This window comes from Comamonas kerstersii, assembly GCF_002056725.1.
GTDB classification, from domain to species: Bacteria; Pseudomonadota; Gammaproteobacteria; order Burkholderiales; family Burkholderiaceae_C; genus Comamonas; species Comamonas kerstersii.
In genome coordinates this window covers 2,046,462-2,062,922 of record NZ_CP020121.1, presented here as the reverse complement: position 1 = coordinate 2,062,922, position 16,461 = coordinate 2,046,462, and the positions used below count along the sequence as shown (strand labels likewise).

The following is a 16,461-nucleotide window of genomic DNA, read 5'->3' as shown; positions in this document are numbered from 1 at the left end:
GCCCCATGCGCAAACGCCACTTTCTGCAAACCGCCGCAGCTGCCTTGCTGGCCTGCTCCGCTTTCTCTCACGCCGCCGCGCAGAACACGCCGCTGAAGTTCCAGCTGGACTGGCGCTTTGAAGGCCCGGCCGCCTTCTTCGTCCACCCCGAGCAAAAGGGCTACTTCAAGGAAGAGGGTCTGGATGTGAATGTGGAAGCTGCCGCAGGTGCAGGCGCTATCCAGCGCGTAGCCTCCGGCACGCATGACCTGGGCTTTGCCGACATGGCGGCGCTCATGGAGTTCCACGCCAACAACCCGGACGCGCCTATCAAGCCCGTGGCCGTCATGGTGATCTACAACACCACCCCGGCCTCAGTGATGGCGCTGAAGAAGTCCGGCATCACCAAAGCGGCAGATCTGACTGGCAAGAAGATGGGTGCCCCGATTTTTGACGCTGGCCGCCGCACCTTCCCCATCTTTGCGCAGGCCAATGGCGTAGGCGATGTGCAGTGGACCACCATGGACCCACCGCTGCGCGAGACCATGCTGGTACGCGGCGATCTGGATGCTGTCACCGGCTACACCTTCACCAGCCTGCTCAATCTGGAAGCACGCGGTATCCCGCGTGAAGACGTGGTGGTGCTGCCCTATGCCACGCACGGCGTGCAGCTGTACGGCAACGTCATCATTGCCAGCCCCCAGCTGATTGCCGACAAGCCCGAGGCGCTGCGGGCATTCCTCAAGGCCTTTGCCAAGGGGGCCAAGGAAGTCGTGGCCCAGCCTGAAGCCGCCATTGCCTCGCTGAAAGCCAAGGATGGTCTGGTCAATGTGCCGCTGGAAGTCAAACGCCTGCAGTTGACGCTGGAAACCGCAGTGGACAGCGAAGGTGCACGCAAGGAAGGCTTTGGCCAGATCAACCCCGAGCGCCTGCAGCTCATGGCTGAGCAGGTCGCACAGGCCTACGCCACGAAGAACCCCATCCCCGTCAACGCGGTCTGGAATGGCAGCTTCCTGCCCAGCGCTGCAGAATTGGATGTTTTGCCCAAGCGTTAAGCCAAGCTCTCAATAAAAGAGCTGCTTGCGCTTGATATCCATAGATTTCAGATAGTTTTATATCTGAAACCATTTATTTATCTGCGCAAGCAGCTTCTTTTTTCAGAGCACTCATGTCCAAACTGATTCGTATCGAAACCCAAGACCTCTCCCGCGCCAAGTCCGGCAAGCCCAGCCGCCCCATCAGCGGCAACACCACCTATCTGACGCTGGAGAGCTTCACCGCCAGCAACGACCAGCTCAGCAGCGGTGTATGGGAAGCCACCGCCGGATCGTTCCGCTCCAACTGCGCAGGCTATGTGGAGTTCTGCCACATCCTCGAAGGCCGCTGCCGCGTGGTAGACCCAGACGGCACCAGCCACAGCTTCGCAGCGGGCGACAGCTTCGTGCTGCCTGAGGGCTTTACCGGCCACTGGGAGGTCGATGAGCGCGTGAAAAAAGTCTTTTTCATTGCCCAGACCAATTCCTCAGGCGCATAAAAGCTACAGCATGCAGATGCACAAGACAGCAGGTTGCTGACACCCATCAGAGCTTGCTGCATTGCAGCATTTTTCGCATAACAAAACCCAGAATCGCAGCCTGAAAAATCAGTGGATTTCTACGTAATATCCACATGATTTATTGCCATAAAGCACAGTTTTCAGCCACTCTTATAAAAGAGTTGGGGGTTAGTATTTAAGGGAAGACGCCAATTCACAAAATGGAATCTCATCCAGATAGGCGTTGCCTAATGATTTGCCCACAAGGCATAACCCCAACAACGAGGAGTGGAAATGTTCAGAAGAACCGTTTTGGCTGCCACCGCTGCACTGGCAGTGACTGCAGGACTGCCCAGCCTGGCCCACGCGAAAGATCCATGGCCTACCAAGACCATCACCTTGGTGCAGCCCTATGCTCCTGGCGGCACCAGCGACATGCTGGCGCGCATCGTGGCCCTCGAGCTGGAAAAACGCATCGACGCCAGCGTCATCGTTGAAAGCAAGCCCGGTGCCAACGGCAATATCGCCACCGCCTTCGTCAGCCGCGCCAAGCCCGATGGTGGCACCTTCCTGGTCGGCTCCAGCAGCCCCGTGGTCATCTCGCCCACGCTGTACAAGAGCGTGCCCTACAACCCACGCACTGACCTGACCCCCATCACCCCCATCGCCAAGGCCCCCTTCCTGCTGGTGACAGGTGCGACCTCCGGCATCAACTCCGTGGAAGAGCTGGTGGAGCAAATCAAGGCTGACAAGGTGAACTTCGGCTCTGCCGGTGCAGGCTCGCCCCAGCATATGATTGCCGAGATGTTCCACATGCAGGTCAAGGCCAAGGCCCCCCACATCCCCTACAAGGGCTCGGCCCCGCTGATCATTGCGCTGATGGCCAATGAAGTGCAGTACGGTATTGACAACCCCGTGCCCCTGAAGCCCCAGATCGACGGCGGCAAGATCAAGGCCCTGGCCATTACCAGCAAGCACGCTTCGCCCAAGTTCCCCGGCGTCAAGAGCCTGCATGAGCTGGGCTACACCGACTTCGAGGTCGAGCCCTGGTACGGCATGATCGGCTCCAAGGGCCTGCCCAAGGAACTGGCCGAACGCATGAACGGCTATGTGCAAGACATCCTTGCGCAGGATGAAGTCAAGCAGAAGATCTCCAACCTCGGCGCTGAAGCCTACAGCCTGAGCACCGAAGAGTTCCGCACCCTGATCGATGCTGACATCAACCGCTGGGGCGAAGCCGTCAAGGCCTCCGGCGCAACCGCAGACTAAGCGCCCCTTGCACACCGCCTTCCTCCGAAGGCGGTTTTTTCACGCTGCTTTCAACGCGCAAAATCTGCCATGAAAGCCCGTATCCTTGTGTAGAATACGCAGCTTCCGGAGGTTTGGGTGAGTGGTTTAAACCAGCAGTCTTGAAAACTGCCGAAGGAGTGATCCTTCCGTGAGTTCGAATCTCACAGCCTCCGCCAAATATAAAAGCCAAGTGATTGATTTCACTTGGCTTTTTTTATTTCAGCCAACGTTTCATCGGCAATTCCGCCGTACAAAGACTGCTGGTTTGATGAACCACGTCCTATTGCCCGAGAATCCATAGACTGCAAGAATGGCCACAAGGAGGTTGAGCATGACAACTTACCGCCAACTACTCAGCCAAAGAGAGCGTATACGCGCAATCGTGGCGCGCCACAAGGGTGCCAATCCGCGCGTGTTCGGATCAGTTGCATCAGGCACGCAAGGTGAAGCCAGTGATGTGGATCTCTTGATCGACATGATGCCTGGCGGCAGCTTGCTGGATTTGGTCAATATGCAGAGAGAGCTCAGCCAGGAAATTGGCGTTCAATTCGATGTAAACACCCCTCGCAGCCTCCCCAAGAAATGGCGCGATTCCGTGGTGCAAAAGGCAGTGGCACTGTGAGCAAGGATCCTGTCAAGCCAGAGAGACTGTCTGACTATCTGCAAGATGCCATCAAGCGCATCGATATGGCCAGCCAATACCTGAGCAGCGCATCACCAGAGATGCAAGACAGGCTTTGCGATGAAGACGATGACGCCATCGAAGTCAACATGCTGCGCGACGCATTGGTTCGCTGCATAGAAGTCGTTGGGCAATGCCTTCACAATGCACAGACAGCCAACCCAGAGTTGGTGGAACAGCATGCGCTGAATGCTTCTGGCTGGTGGAGTATGCGCTCAAAAATCAGCCATGGCTATGACGGAATCCAATATGAGATTGTCTTGGCCGTCATCCAGAAGGACATGCCTGCACTCAGAGACAAGCTTGTGGCTGCACTTGGAATGTGCGAGCGACAGTAATCTGCCCTACCCAATCCAATCTCCAGCCATCGGCAGTTTGCAGTGCCTGATTGCCAAACACCGAGTCCAACGTCTGCAGACTTTGCGACCATGACTCCTGCACAGGAAGCCTGTGCCCCCACCTTACCCAACAGAGGAAAGTGGGCATCTCCCCTCACACCAACCCACACACCGGAATCGCCGCGCCGTGGACGGCGCTTGCGCCGTCCGAAGTGAGGAAGGCGATCACCTCGGCCAGCGCCTGGGGCTTGACCCACTGCGCGGGGTCGGCATCGGGCATGGCGGCGCGGTTGTCGGGGGTGTCGATGATGGAGGGCAGCACGCAGTTCACGTTGATGCCCTGGTGCTTGAGTTCGGCGGACATGGCTTCGGTCAGCCGGATCAGGGCGCTCTTGGAGGCGCTGTAGGCGCCCATGTGGGCACCGCCCTTCAGGGCCGCCCCTGCACCCACGGTGACAAAGCTGCCGCGCTGTTGCTGGCACATGCCGGGGATGACGGCGGCAGCCACGTGCAGCAGGGCTTTGGCGTTAAGGTCCATCAGAAAATGCCAGGTGGCGTCAGACGTGGTGTGCACCGCCTCGCCCATGCGAAAGCCGCCGGCGATATGGCAGCACACATCGATGCTGCCAAAGCGTGACTGTGCCCAGACGATTTCGCTGGCCACCTGTTCGCGCTTGAGCAGGTCTACAGGCAGCAGTATTTCATTGTCGCGCTCGCCAAACACTTGTTCGAGTGCCTGTTCATTGCGGTCAGCCAGAATCAGACGCAGGCCATCCTGCCGAAAACGTGCGGCAACGGCCTGCCCTAGCTGGCCAGCGGCACCTGTAATCAAAACGGTTTTGGTGGTCATTGCTTTCCCTTGTGCGTTGGATGCTGGTGATAGCGGCCTGTGCCACGGTGCAGCAGCTTGTCAGATGGCAGCACATCGCCCGGCTCGTAGCAGGGTGCATGGGCTACGCGCGCGTACACCGGCGCAAAGTCGATGTTCGCAAGATTGAGCAAGTCGTCAAAGTGCTGCAGCACGAAGTAGGTTTCCTGAAAGTCGTCGATGCGGTAGTGGGTGCGCATCACGCGCTCCAGTTCAAACTGAATGCGGTTGGGGGAAGTGTCTTCCACTGAAAAAACAGTTTCTGCAGGCGAAGAAGCAATGCCTGCGCCATAGATGCGCAGCCCGTCTGCCTGCTGCACCAGGCCAAACTCTACGGTGTACCAGTAGACCCGGGCCAGGTTATCGAGCGCGCCCAGCGCCTTGGCGCGCAGGCCGCCCTGACCGTATGCCTGCAGGTAGTCCGCCATGACCGGGTTCATGAGCATGGGCACATGGCCGAATACGTCATGAAAGACGTCGGGCTCTTCCAGATAGTCCAGCTCATGCGGTTTGCGGATGAAATGGCCTGCCGGAAAGCGGCGGTTGGCCAGGTGATCAAAAAACACATCGTCTGGCACCAGACCGGGCACGGCCACGACCTGCCAGCCCGTGCGCTGCATGAGCTTTTCAGACAGTGCCTCAAAGTTCGGAATCTGCTCCGGGCCAATGGGCAAGTCCTGCAGGCCACGCATGAATTCGTCACACGCCCGGCCGGGCAGCAGCCTGCTTTGCCGCTCGAACAAGGTCTTCCAGATGCCATGCTCCTGCGCGGTGTAGGCGCTCCACTGCTGGTCGACCGTCCAGTCGGGACGCTCAGGCTGGTGGGCCGCGCCAGCGGCCAGGCCGTGCTTGGTGCTTGCTTGGTGTTGCTGCAGCATAGGGCCTCCTCCATGTCACAGCGTCTGCTGCTGCAGGGCCTGCGCGATGCGGTCCATGTGCTGCGCCATCTGGATGTCCTGAATGGACAGCCCCTCTACGTCATGCGTAGTCAGCGTGACCGACACCCGGTTGTAGACGTTGAACCACTCCGGATGGTGGTTGTGCTTTTCCGCATACAGGGCAACCTGGGCCATGAAAGCGAAGGCCTGGGCAAAGTCATGAAACACAAAGTCGCGCGCGATCAGACCGCCGCGCTCGTCCTTGAACGTCCAGTCCGGCAGGTCGGGCAGCAGCTTTGCGCGCAGGTTTTGATCCAGCTTCATACGTCCAAACTCCTCGGTGTGGATGGCGCCGTGCGATGGAATGCGCCGTATCTCAGCATAGGTGCAACAGCGCTGTGCTTGCACCCTGAGTGACGCCAGCCCTTGAGGGTGCAGACAGGCCAGCCATTGCTTGTCGCCATCAGTGATCTGGCAGCAATCACTGTAGGTGCGAACAGGTGAATATTTATTGCAAATTCCCGCTGTGTAAACCCTTGTTTAGTAAATATTCATGCACACATGAAAATAAAAAAGAATAAATCGAGCTTGATTTTTCATATTTACAGATTTTTCATGCTTGAAAGCAATAGCATGCTTGCTCACATGCACGGCCCGCATCAGCAGCTGCCTGCAGCAGCCCCCCCACTCTCTGGGCAATAGCACTCTCAAGTGCTTAACCCGGCAACGGAGCCAGCTCGCCGGTCTGCATGCTTGCGCTTGACGAAATGCCGTGCCTGCTGATGTCTGCCTTGGGAATTGATGGAGCCATAGGGCGCGACCAAGATTGCCTGGGGGCGCATTGTCTTGGTATGTCTGTGCAGCAGCCCAGTCTATGGAGATAGGGACGGGTGTTGCGTGACGCATGGCAAGGAACGCCCTGCCAAAGAGCACCCCAAAGGCAAGCCGTGTGCTGACCCGCCACCAGTTCTTGGCGTCTGGATGAGCCATTCCGCACAGGGCTTCACGAGCACATACCCATCTCGACACCCTCTGTATGCGACGGTTTTTTACACACCAAGCTCATCTTTTGATAGTAGCCAACGCTTGAAATACGGGAACTTTGAGGAAGTTTCTGTGTTGAACCCAGAAAGCAAGGCGCTAAATGCTCTGGAAAAATGAGCTGGGAAATAGCGCTTTGCAAGATTCATAAATTTGTGCTAGCAGCTTTTACAACAGAGCCGCGGCATTTCAAGAGCTGCAGCCGCAGCCCTGCTGGCTGCACAAGGTGTGCCCTCACCATCTGCATCGCCACCAAGAGCCCGGAAAGGCACAAGGCGGCAGCACATTGACCGCGTTTGAGGAACAGGGTGGCGTGGATGCTTTCACGCATAAAAATTTGAAAAATCAATCTTTTATGCATGATTTTTCATGCCAGCAAACTTTTTAAATAGTTTGAAATGAAGATGTTTTTTTAATCAATACCTGCTTAAAAATAATCTTCAAATGCCTTTATACCCAGCAATTTGTTAGCGCTATCTAAAATAGAAAATTAAAGACATGGTTTTGTTAATTTCCAAATTTCAGTAATTTCTGAAAATTTGAAAAACTAAAGAATTCAAAAGAAGTTAGCGCACGCTTTCCCACAGAATCCCATGATTACGCAATGGGTAATATAGGGTAAACCCTATACACCAAAAATCAGAGGCATAGAATTTTTTTCGATGTACCCACTCGATGTTTTTCAGTGGGCGCATTGCTATGCCATGCCTGTTTATTTATGAACAGATATGAGGAAAAGCATCCAGAAAACGCTTTGCTTATATCGAAACAGTAAATAACAAGCATGGACAACTTAACCAATGGATATTTAAAAATGACTGATGATGATCGCTCTCAAAAGGGCAGTCTCTCCATCGGAAGCGCAGCGAGGGTAATCTTTTCGCTGGTAGTGCTACTTGTGGCACTGGGCATGATCTACGGTGGTATCAAGCTCGTGTCGCTCGGTGGTTCGACCTATTACCTGATCGCGGGTCTGGCTTACGTTGTGCTGGCAGGCCTGCTGCAGTGGCGCAAGCGCATTGCCATCATTGCTTCGACAGTGATCTTTGTGCTGACCTGCATCTGGGCCCTGTGTGAAGTCGGTGGCCTGCGCTACTGGGAACTGCTGCCCCGCCTGGTGATTCCTGCACTGATCATGATGTGCAGCCTGTGGGTTGGTGCGACAGCACCTGGCGTGACACAAAGCGGCCGCCGCGTAGCCAATGGCTTTGGCTGGGCTTTCTTTGCAGCACTGCTGGCTACACTGGTTGCAGCCTTCTTCCCCCATGGCACCGTGCTCAAGCCTGAAGCGCTGTCTGATGCTTCCGAGCACAACAACCAAGCCGAAGAAGCAGCACCTGCTGACTGGGAATTCTTTGGCCGCAGCGGCACTGGTACCCGTTTTGCTCCTTACTCGGACATCACGCCCGAGAACGTGGACAAGCTGGAAGTGGCCTGGACTTACCGCACTGGCCGCCGTATCACCGGCCCTGCCATCGGTGTGGATGAGAACACGCCTACTCAGATTGGCAACCGCATTTTCACCTGCACTCCCGAGAACGTGATTGCTGCGCTGGATGCCGACACTGGTAAGGAACTGTGGAAGTTCGATCCCAAGGCACACAGTGAAGAGCACGTGACTTGCCGTGGCGTGGGTTACTACGACATCGACAAGGATGACACACTGGCCGCTGAAGTGAAGGCAGCGTATGCCGACGTGCAGCAATGCCGCCAGCGTATCATCGTCTCCGCAGTGGATGCCCGTCTGTTCGCAGTGGATGCCAAGAACGGCCAACTGTGTGATGACTTTGGTGACCACGGCTATGTGGACCTGAAGAAGGGCATGGGCCCCACCGAAGTCAGCAAGCGTTACCACCCCACAGCTGCTCCTGTTGTGATGAACAACCAGGTAGTGGTTGGCGGCTGGGTGCGTGACATTGTGCACGGTGAACCTTCCGGCGCAGTGCGTTCTTACGACGTGCTGAACGGCAAGCTGGCATGGGTGTGGGACGTTGGTACCGAAGATGCTGAAGGCAATCAAAAGCCTGCAGACCAAGCTGAGGCAGACGGCCATACACTGGAAACACCTAACGTGTGGACAGTGCCTACCTTCGACAAGGAACTGAACCTGGTTTACCTGCCTACAGGTAACGGCCCTCCTGACTACTGGGGTGGTGACCGTAACGAAGCCAAGGAAAAGTACGGTTCGGCCATCGTTGCCGTGGATGCTTCCACTGGTAAGCGCAAGTGGGTCTTCCAGACCGTGCACCACGACGTGTGGGACTTTGACATCCCATCGCAACCTGTGTTGTTCGACATGAAGAACGACAAGGGCGAGAAGGTGCCTGCACTGATCCAATCCACCAAGATGGGCTTCATCTTCGTGCTGGACCGCCGCACTGGTGAGCCTGTGACCGAAGTGGAAGAGCGTCCTGTGCCTACCGAACCCGCAGCCGTGGGCGAGAAGCTGTCTCCTACACAGCCTTTCTCCGTGGGTATGCCTACCATCGGTGTCGATCCTCTGGACGAAACCAAGATGTGGGGTATGACCACATTCGACCAGCTGTACTGCCGCATCATGTTCAAGGATTCCCTGTACCTGGGTCCTTACACCCCTCCAGGAGAAAAGCCTTACATCGAATGGCCTAGCCTGCTGGGTGGCATGAACTGGGGTGGTATCTCCGTCGACGAAAAGCGTGGCCTGATGTTCGTGAACGATATGCGCATGCCTTTGCGTATGTCTCTGGTGACTCAGGAAGAAGCCAAGAACTACAAGGTTACGACCGACGAAGTGCCTGGCTTCATGGGCACCATCCGTCCTCAGATCGCCGGTATCTACGGTGGTGTGAAGATCGACATCCTGCAATCGCCTCTGGGTGTGCCTTGTAACAACCCTCCATTCGGTTCGATGACTGCCATCGACCTGAACACTCGCCAGATCGTGTGGCAAGTGCCTATGGGTACCGTGGAAGACACAGGCCCTCTGGGTGTGAAGACTGGCATGCACATGCCTATCGGTATGCCTACACTGGGTGGCCCCACATCGACCGCTTCGGGCCTGGTGTTCTTTGCCGGTACACAGGACAACTACCTGCGTGCCCTGGACTCCAAGACTGGCGAAGAAGTGTGGAAGGCACGTCTGCCTGTAGCCGCCGTGGCCGCACCTCTGGTGTACAAGTCGCCTGAAACTGGCAAGCAGTACGTGGTGATCTCGGCCGGTGGCGCTTCCAAGTCCAAGGACCTGGGCGACTACGTGATTGCCTACGCTCTGCCTGACAACCTGGGCAAGAAGTAAGCAGCTTCACCGCACAGTGCTGGTTCAGATCGCCAAGGTCTGAACCAGCCACTAAGACCCGTCAGCATCTGGCTGGTCTCTCAGCCCGCCGCTGCGGGCTTGAGGCAGTGAAAGACGCTTGCTCTTCGCCAAGAAGATCATGCTTATCCCCGCTTCGGCGGGGATTTTTTTTGTGCCTGCAAGGCCCCAAAAAGCACAAAGCCCGCAATCAGCGGGCTTTGTTTTTATGAGCGGTTAGCGCTTGATATCAGCCACTTTGCAATACAAAACACTTGCAAGTGCTTATTACACCAGCGCTGGCAGCTATTTTTTTAGTTAATTACCAGCCCTTGGCGGCCAGTGCCTTGGCAATCTTGTTGCGTGGCACTGTGGGCTTGGGCACCTTGAAGTCAAACCAGTTGCGCACATCCTCTTCCACGCCAATGCCGTGCATGTAGTTGTAGATGGCTTTCTTGAGCACCACGCCCAGCTTGTCGTGATCGACGCCTGCGGGGTCAATAAAGGGAATGTCATTGCGCGCAAAGGTGGCGGGTGGCAGCTCGGGCAGGATGACGCCGTATTCGGCAGGGTGCTGGCCCACGGGTGAGTGCACGGTGCAGGCAAAGCGGTGGAAAAAGCCGCTCTGGATGCAGCCGTTTTCAAACAGCTGGCGCACATACTCCAGCGCGTCCACGGTGTCCTGCACGGTCTGCGTGGGAAAGCCATACATCAGATAGGCGTGCACCAGAATGCCAGCATCGGTCAGCGCCTTGGTCACGCGGGCCACCTGCTCTACGCTCACGCCTTTTTTCATCAGGTTGAGCAGGCGGTCAGAGGCCACTTCCAGCCCGCCCGATACGGCGATGCAGCCGCTGTCGGCCATCAGCTGGGCCAGCTCTGGCGTAAACGTCTTTTCAAAGCGGATATTGCCCCACCAGCTGATTTCTACCTCGCGCTCCAGCAGCTCCTTGGACAAGGCCTTGAGCGCCTTGGGCGGCGCAGCTTCGTCCACAAAGTGAAAGCCGGTCTGGCCGGTTTCCTGCACGATGGCTTCAATGCGGTTGACCAGCTCCGTCGCGCTCGCGCCTTCGTAGCGGCTGATGTAGTCCAAGCTCACATCGCAGAAGCTGCATTTTTTCCAGTAGCAGCCGTGGGCAATGGTCAGCTTGTTCCAGCGGCCATCGCTCCACATGCGGTGCATGGGGTTGAGCATGTCCAGCAGCGACAGGTAATCGTGAATGGGCAGGCCATCCCAGGTGGGGGTGCCGACTTCTGCAAACGCAATGTCAGACTCCATCATGTTGATGTACTGCACTGCGCCTGCTTCATTGCGGATAAAGGTGCGCACCAGACGCGACTGGCCACGATCGCCACGCAGGTGCTCCAGCAGCGCCAGCAGCGGGCGCTCACCGGCATCGAGCGTGACAAAGTCAAAGTAGTCAAACACGCGCGGCTCGGCCAAGCCACGCAGTTCAGTGTTCACAAAGCCGCCGCCCAGCACCAGCTTGATGTGCGGAAACTCGGCCTTGATGGTCTGCGCAATGCGGAAGGCCGCATAGACCGAGCCGGGGAATGGCGTAGAGAGCAACACCACCGTGGGGCGATGGCGCCAGATGGCCTTGCGCGTCAGCTCCATCAGCACTTCATCCACCAGCGTGGGCTCGGCAGCCAGCGCCTCGGCCAGCGGGTCAAACGTGGGCTGGTTGCCCGAGAGCGACTCGGCATAGCGCACAAACTCAAAGCGCGGGTCGGCCGCGTCACGAATCACATCGGCCAGATCGTTCAGATACAGCGTGGCGTAGTGCTTGGCGCGGTCTTGCTGGCCCAGAGCACCAAAGGCCCAGCCGATGGGGTCGCCAGAGCCATCGTCGATGTAATGCTCCAACGCATCAAAGCGTGGGCCTTCGGGCAGCCAGGTGCGGCTGACGATGCGGTGGCTCAGCGTGCTGTCCTTGCCTTGCAGGAAGGCAATCACGCGGTTGATGGTCGCCAGATAGCGGTCGCGCTGGGCCATGAAGCTTTGCACGGCGGGGCTGAACAGGCGTTCCGGGTCTTCGTCGTACTGCGCCTGCACCAGTTCAATGATCTGCTCCAGCCCCTCTCTGGACAGCAGCTTGAGCACCAGCGCCAGCGCCAGGTCTTCCTGCACTGCATCCACGCCGCGTGAGCGCAGAAAGCCCGTCAGATAGGGCGCAGAAGGATAAGGCGTATTGAGCTGCGTCATCGGCGGGATGAGCGACAGCACACGTGGGGCGGTAGCAGTCATGGGAAGTAAGCAGGCCAGCAAGGCGGCGCAGCGCCGCAAAACAAAAGCCCGGCGCATCAGGCAGGGCAGGCTGCGTATTGTCGCTGGCTTGGCAAAAAAGCGCCGCGCACAGGTTTCTGACGAAAAAAGCCACCCGAAGGTGGCATCAAAGAAGGAAAACGTCCAACCACATGTGCAGGCATCAGTTGCCCTGCAAGTTGCCTTGCTTCACCACCTCACCCCATTGCACATATTCTTTCTGGATGAACTCGGCCAGCTCCTGGCGGGTGGAAGGCTGGGGGGTCAGTCCATGGTCCTGCAGCGCTTTTTGCACCTCAGGGTCATGCAGGGCTTTGACCAGTTCTTCATTCCAGCGTTGCTGAATGGCTTCCGGCATCTTGCTGGGGCCGACAAAGGCATACCAGTTCAGCGCCTCAAAGCCGGGGTAACCCGCTTCAGCCACGGTGGGAATGTCTGGCAGATAGGCGGGGCGGGTCAGGCCGGTGGTGGCCAGTGGCACCAGCTTGCCTACCTGCACATGCGGCATGGCCGTGGGCGGCGCGGCAAAGTAGCTGGTCACGCGCTCACCCAGCAGGTCCTGCAGCGCAGGAGCGCCGCCCTTGTAGGGCACGTGCACCATCTCTACGCCCGCGCGCTGGTTGAACATTTCACCAGCCAGGTGCGAGGCAGAGCCTGCGCCGGTGGAGGCAAAGTCCACCTTGCCCGGCTCCTTCTTGGCCAGCGCCACAAACTCCTGCAAGCTCTTCACGCCTGCGCCCTTGTGGACCACCAGCACATTGGGAAAGTTCACACCGCCAGACAGAGGCGCCAGGTCCTTGAACGGGTCGTAGTTCAGCTTCATCAGGTGGGGCGCAATCGTCAGCGGGCCGATGGAGCCAAACAGAATCACAGAACCATCTGCCGGGCCATTGGCCACCTGACCGTGGGCGATGTTGCCACCCGCACCACCCTTGTTTTCCACCACCACGGACTGGCCGATGTTGTCCCCCAGCTTTTTGGCAATCAGGCGTGCAGCCGCATCGGCCGCTCCCCCTGCGGCAAAACCGACCACCATGGTGATGGGCTTCTTGGGTGGGAAGTCCTGTGCCAGGGCGTGGCTGCCCCAGGCCAGGGACGTAGCCGCCAGAACGGCAGCCTGCATGAACGTACGTTTTTTCATCGAAGGTCTCCTTATATATTTGCGATGCTTGCGAGGTGAGGATCAGTCAGCGCCCAGGCCCACAGGGTTGGGCTGACGCTTTTCTGTGTTGAAGCGCAGCAGTGCGGCCGTGCGGAACACACCGTGGGCAAACTTGCCGTAGGGCAAGGTGAGGAACAGCGCCATCACTGCGCCCAGATGCAGACACAGCAGCAGTGCCAGCGCAGGCGTGGCACGGCCCAGCCACAGCGCCAGGCCGCTGGCAGCGACGAGGAACAGCAGGGCAATAAAGCCCAGGTCCATCGGCTTTTGCTTGGCATCGCCATGCAGAGGGTGGCGTGTACGGTTCAGATGCCACAGGCCCGCAGTACCCAGCATCAGGCTCAGCCCCCCTACCCCACCCAGAATCTTGGGCAGGCTGGGCAGGTCATACGGCGCTTCCCAGCCAAAGACGTAGTGGTAGACCGTGGCCACAGCCGTGGCGGCAAAGCACAGCATGAAGCCGTAGAAGGTCAGGTGGTGATAGCGGCGGCGCTTGAGGGTGTAGGCATCGTCTTCGTTGTGGCAGCCGTCACCGTGGCCGCCATCCAGATACTTCAGGCGCAGCACATCGCCCGTGGCTTCCGTAGCGGCAGCACCGCTCACATCCACACCGCTGGTAGCGGGTTTCACGTCTTTCCAGAAACGGCGCACGCCCATGAACAGCGCAAACACCACAAACAGGAACACCGGCGCAAACATGCCCACCAGCAGGTTGTGCGGGAACAGGTTGTAGAAGTCACCGCCGAGCTTGGCGCCCCACAGCGCTTCCAGGCCGCCTTCACGCAGCGCAGCCAGCACCAGGAACAGCGTCAGCGCTGCCACCAGTGCCAGTGACAGCGTCAGCCCATTGCGCTGGTAGAGCTTGCCCAGCGCAGGCGGCCAGGCGTAGTCGGCATAGGTCTGGCCACGCACCTCGGCCATGGCCTTGGGGATGTTGATGCCAAACGCATGCGGCGGCGCATACTGGCAGGCGTGCAGGCAGGCCCCGCAGTTGTGGCACAGGTTGGCCAGGTAGTTCACATCTGCCTTGCCAAACTCCAGACGGCGCGTCATGGCAGGGAAGACGGCGCAAAAACCTTCGCAGTAGCGGCAGGCATTGCAGATCTGCATCACGCGTGCCACTTCGCCTTCAGCGGCAGACAGCTGCTGCGCAGGAACAATGGGAATCACCTTGCCAGTGCTGCCACCAGCCAGTGCCCGGGCCTGTTGGCCCAGCTGTTCAAACGATTGCATGCTCATGGCTTAGACCTCATCCTTCACAGCGCCGTGTTCGGCGTCTTTTCCTGCCGCAGCCAGTGCAGCGTTGCGGCCCGCAATGCGGCCAAAGGCCGTACCAATCGACATGCCCACGCCAGCGGTATAGCCCTTGCCCAGCACATTGCCCGCCATCATTTCGCCCGCTACAAATAGGTTGCGGCTGGGCTGGTCGTTAAAGCGCACGGCGGCGGTGTCGTCCACCTTCAGGCCCAGATAGGTAAAGGTCACGCCAGGGCGCAGGGCGTAGCCGTAAAACGGTGCTGTGTCGATGGGGCGCGCCCAGTGCGTCTTGGCAGGTGTCACGCCTTCGGTGTGGCAGTCGTCCAGCGCCGTGTGGTCAAACTTGCCCACTTTGCAGGCGCCGTTGTAGACGTTGAGCGTGCGCATGAAGGTGTCCACATCCAGCCCCAGCTTTTGTGCCAGCTCGGGCAGGCTGTCGGCCTTCACGCCAGGGAACACCGGCGGCATAAAGCGGCCAATGGCCTTGCTGTCGATGATCGAATACGCAATCTGCCCCGGCTGTTGTGCCACCAGGCGGCCCCAGATGGCGTAGCGCTTGGGCCAGAAGTCTTCGCCCTCGTCGTAGAAACGCTCGGCCTCGCGGTTGACCACCACGCCCAGCGACACGCAGTCAATGCGCGTGCAGATGCCGCCGTCATACAGCGGCGCACGAGCATCAATGGCCACCATATGGGCCTGTGTGGGGTCGCCCAGACCATCGGCCTGGTGCTCGTTCAGCATGTGCTTGAGCAGCACGCCCTGGTTGTAGGCCGTGCCACGGATGATGAAGTTGTCCGCAGGCCACTCACCACGCTCGTTCTGGCCCCAGGCCTCGCGCAGCCATTCGCGGTTGGACTCAAAACCGCCTGCCGCCAGCACACAGCTCTTGGCCGTAATGCGCTGGCCCTTCACATAGGCAGCCTTGAATTCACCGTTGACGATTTCCAGCCGGTCCACGGGCGATTCGTAGCGCACCTCTACACCCAGCGCCTCGGCACTGCGGAAGTAGGCATTGACCAGGGCCTTGCCGCCGCCCATGAAAAACGCATTGGTACGCGCCACATGCAGCGCGCCCGACAGTGGCGGCTGAAAGTGCACGCCGTGCTTGCGCATCCAGTTGCGGCAGGTGGAAGACGCACGAATCACCAGTCGTGCCAGATGTTCGTTGGTGATGCCGCCGGTTACTTTGAGCAGGTCTTGCCAGTATTCCTCTTCGGGGTAGGCATCAACCAGTACATCCTGCGGTGCATCATGCATGCAGCGCAGGTTGCGGGTGTGGGCGGAGTTGCCGCCGCGCCATGCGCGCGGTGCGGACTCCAGCAGCAGCACGCGTGCCCCCGCTTCGCGCGCCATCAGGGCAGCGCACAGGGCAGCATTACCGCCACCGATGACCAAGACATCGGTGTCCATGAAACTCTCCTTGCAATCTCACTCGTAGGGGAGTTCGACTGTAGGAAGCGCACTGACAACTAGGCAGGTCTGTTATGGGATAGGGGTATCAGTTTTTGTGATGGCTTCCGGAGCAATCCATGGATGTGCCACAGAAAAACGGTGTGCCTCCTTCCAGCAAGGGAATCGGGTCTCGGCCCGACAGCCGACCTACTTTCCTTTGCTTACCCACCGGATCGCCGGCCGAAGCAAAGTAGGCAAAGCAAAGGGCACCCTGCTACCTGCGTCCCTGCGCATTCGCTACGGGCAACCTGCGGTGCTCGCCTCGGCGCAGGTAGAAGGGAGTGGGTGGAGCACCAGCCGATGGATGCTTAATGAAATATGGCTCTAGCGCTCATGCATCAAGCGCTGACAGCTATGGATTTTTCAGTCACTCCCTCTCCCGCTTGCGGGAGAGAGCTGGGGTGAGGGGCATCTTTCACCTTCCCCCGCTGGGGGAAGGCAGG

Annotated in this window: 14 protein-coding genes and 1 tRNA gene; 7 read left to right on the top strand and 8 right to left on the bottom strand. The window is 58.4% G+C overall.

What is annotated here, in order from left to right; all coding sequences use genetic code 11:
• The first annotated feature begins 5 nt into the window (after positions 1–5).
• The 6 genes from B5M06_RS09660 (at position 6) to B5M06_RS09635 (ending at position 3,823) form a co-directional block, all read left to right on the top strand.
• Positions 6–1,034, top strand: a complete 1,029-nt coding sequence (locus B5M06_RS09660) for an ABC transporter substrate-binding protein (protein WP_054066128.1) — start codon at positions 6–8, stop codon at positions 1,032–1,034.
• A 113-nt stretch (positions 1,035–1,147) separates the two neighbouring features.
• Positions 1,148–1,513 (top strand): cupin domain-containing protein, encoded by a 366-nt coding sequence (locus B5M06_RS09655; protein ID WP_054066129.1) that lies wholly within the window; start codon positions 1,148–1,150, stop codon positions 1,511–1,513.
• Positions 1,514–1,807: 294 nt separating this feature from the next.
• Entirely contained in the window at positions 1,808–2,782 is a 975-nt protein-coding gene (locus B5M06_RS09650) for a Bug family tripartite tricarboxylate transporter substrate binding protein (RefSeq protein WP_054066140.1), read from the top strand.
• 107 nt (positions 2,783–2,889) lie between these two features.
• Positions 2,890–2,979, top strand: a tRNA-Ser gene (locus B5M06_RS09645).
• A gap of 155 nt (positions 2,980–3,134) precedes the next feature.
• Positions 3,135–3,425 (top strand): nucleotidyltransferase family protein, encoded by a 291-nt coding sequence (locus B5M06_RS09640; protein ID WP_054066141.1) that lies wholly within the window; start codon positions 3,135–3,137, stop codon positions 3,423–3,425.
• Positions 3,422–3,823 carry a HepT-like ribonuclease domain-containing protein gene (locus B5M06_RS09635; protein ID WP_054066130.1) on the top strand — a complete coding sequence of 134 codons (402 nt, stop codon included), beginning with the start codon at positions 3,422–3,424 and terminating at the stop codon, positions 3,821–3,823. Before B5M06_RS09640 ends, B5M06_RS09635 begins: the two co-directional genes overlap by 4 nt.
• A 154-nt stretch (positions 3,824–3,977) precedes the next feature.
• On the opposite strand, the gene B5M06_RS09630 is transcribed toward B5M06_RS09635, so the two are convergent.
• The 4 genes from B5M06_RS09630 to B5M06_RS09615 form a co-directional block, all read right to left on the bottom strand.
• Entirely contained in the window at positions 3,978–4,673 is a 696-nt protein-coding gene (locus B5M06_RS09630) for an SDR family oxidoreductase (RefSeq protein WP_054066131.1), read from the bottom strand.
• Entirely contained in the window at positions 4,670–5,569 is a 900-nt protein-coding gene (gene phhA / locus B5M06_RS09625; protein ID WP_054066132.1) for a phenylalanine 4-monooxygenase, read from the bottom strand. Before phhA ends, B5M06_RS09630 begins: the two co-directional genes overlap by 4 nt.
• Positions 5,570–5,584: 15 nt before the next feature.
• Complete coding sequence (locus B5M06_RS09620) at positions 5,585–5,893, bottom strand: 4a-hydroxytetrahydrobiopterin dehydratase (RefSeq protein WP_054066133.1); 309 nt, start codon at positions 5,891–5,893, stop codon at positions 5,585–5,587.
• An 862-nt stretch (positions 5,894–6,755) separates the two neighbouring features.
• Positions 6,756–6,971, bottom strand: coding sequence for a hypothetical protein (locus tag B5M06_RS09615; protein WP_054066134.1), 216 nt, complete (start codon positions 6,969–6,971; stop codon positions 6,756–6,758).
• 453 nt (positions 6,972–7,424) lie between these two features.
• On the opposite strand from B5M06_RS09615, the gene B5M06_RS09610 reads away from it, so the two are divergent.
• On the top strand, positions 7,425–9,884 hold the full coding sequence (locus B5M06_RS09610; protein WP_054066135.1) for a membrane-bound PQQ-dependent dehydrogenase, glucose/quinate/shikimate family: 2,460 nt from the start codon (positions 7,425–7,427) through the stop codon (positions 9,882–9,884).
• A 319-nt stretch (positions 9,885–10,203) separates the two neighbouring features.
• On the opposite strand, the gene B5M06_RS09605 is transcribed toward B5M06_RS09610, so the two are convergent.
• The 4 genes from B5M06_RS09605 to tcuA all read right to left on the bottom strand — a co-directional run bounded on the left by B5M06_RS09605 (position 10,204) and on the right by tcuA (position 15,976).
• Positions 10,204–12,129, bottom strand: coding sequence for a B12-binding domain-containing radical SAM protein (locus tag B5M06_RS09605; RefSeq protein WP_205245357.1), 1,926 nt, complete (start codon positions 12,127–12,129; stop codon positions 10,204–10,206).
• A 181-nt stretch (positions 12,130–12,310) separates the two neighbouring features.
• Positions 12,311–13,288 carry a Bug family tripartite tricarboxylate transporter substrate binding protein gene (locus B5M06_RS09600; RefSeq protein WP_054066137.1) on the bottom strand — a complete coding sequence of 326 codons (978 nt, stop codon included), beginning with the start codon at positions 13,286–13,288 and terminating at the stop codon, positions 12,311–12,313.
• Between the two features lie 42 nt (positions 13,289–13,330).
• Positions 13,331–14,542 carry a tricarballylate utilization 4Fe-4S protein TcuB gene (gene tcuB / locus B5M06_RS09595; protein WP_054066142.1) on the bottom strand — a complete coding sequence of 404 codons (1,212 nt, stop codon included), beginning with the start codon at positions 14,540–14,542 and terminating at the stop codon, positions 13,331–13,333.
• Positions 14,543–14,551: 9 nt separating this feature from the next.
• On the bottom strand, positions 14,552–15,976 hold the full coding sequence (tcuA, locus tag B5M06_RS09590; protein ID WP_054066138.1) for an FAD-dependent tricarballylate dehydrogenase TcuA: 1,425 nt from the start codon (positions 15,974–15,976) through the stop codon (positions 14,552–14,554).
• Positions 15,977–16,461: the final 485 nt, after the last annotated feature.

Excerpts from the sequence above, each read along its gene's own strand:
- B5M06_RS09660 (WP_054066128.1), top strand. The coding sequence starts at position 6 with ATGCGCAAACGCCACTTTCTGCAAACCGCCGCAGCTGCCTTGCTGGCC.
- B5M06_RS09655 (WP_054066129.1), top strand. The coding sequence starts at position 1,148 with ATGTCCAAACTGATTCGTATCGAAACCCAAGACCTCTCCCGCGCCAAG.
- B5M06_RS09650 (WP_054066140.1), top strand. The coding sequence starts at position 1,808 with ATGTTCAGAAGAACCGTTTTGGCTGCCACCGCTGCACTGGCAGTGACT.
- B5M06_RS09640 (WP_054066141.1), top strand. The coding sequence starts at position 3,135 with ATGACAACTTACCGCCAACTACTCAGCCAAAGAGAGCGTATACGCGCA.
- B5M06_RS09630 (WP_054066131.1), bottom strand. The coding sequence starts at position 4,673 with ATGACCACCAAAACCGTTTTGATTACAGGTGCCGCTGGCCAGCTAGGG.
- phhA (WP_054066132.1), bottom strand. The coding sequence starts at position 5,569 with ATGCTGCAGCAACACCAAGCAAGCACCAAGCACGGCCTGGCCGCTGGC.
- B5M06_RS09620 (WP_054066133.1), bottom strand. The coding sequence starts at position 5,893 with ATGAAGCTGGATCAAAACCTGCGCGCAAAGCTGCTGCCCGACCTGCCG.
- B5M06_RS09615 (WP_054066134.1), bottom strand. The coding sequence starts at position 6,971 with ATGCATAAAAGATTGATTTTTCAAATTTTTATGCGTGAAAGCATCCAC.
- B5M06_RS09610 (WP_054066135.1), top strand. The coding sequence starts at position 7,425 with ATGACTGATGATGATCGCTCTCAAAAGGGCAGTCTCTCCATCGGAAGC.
- B5M06_RS09605 (WP_205245357.1), bottom strand. The coding sequence starts at position 12,129 with ATGACTGCTACCGCCCCACGTGTGCTGTCGCTCATCCCGCCGATGACG.
- B5M06_RS09600 (WP_054066137.1), bottom strand. The coding sequence starts at position 13,288 with ATGAAAAAACGTACGTTCATGCAGGCTGCCGTTCTGGCGGCTACGTCC.
- tcuB (WP_054066142.1), bottom strand. The coding sequence starts at position 14,542 with ATGCAATCGTTTGAACAGCTGGGCCAACAGGCCCGGGCACTGGCTGGT.
- tcuA (WP_054066138.1), bottom strand. The coding sequence starts at position 15,976 with ATGGACACCGATGTCTTGGTCATCGGTGGCGGTAATGCTGCCCTGTGC.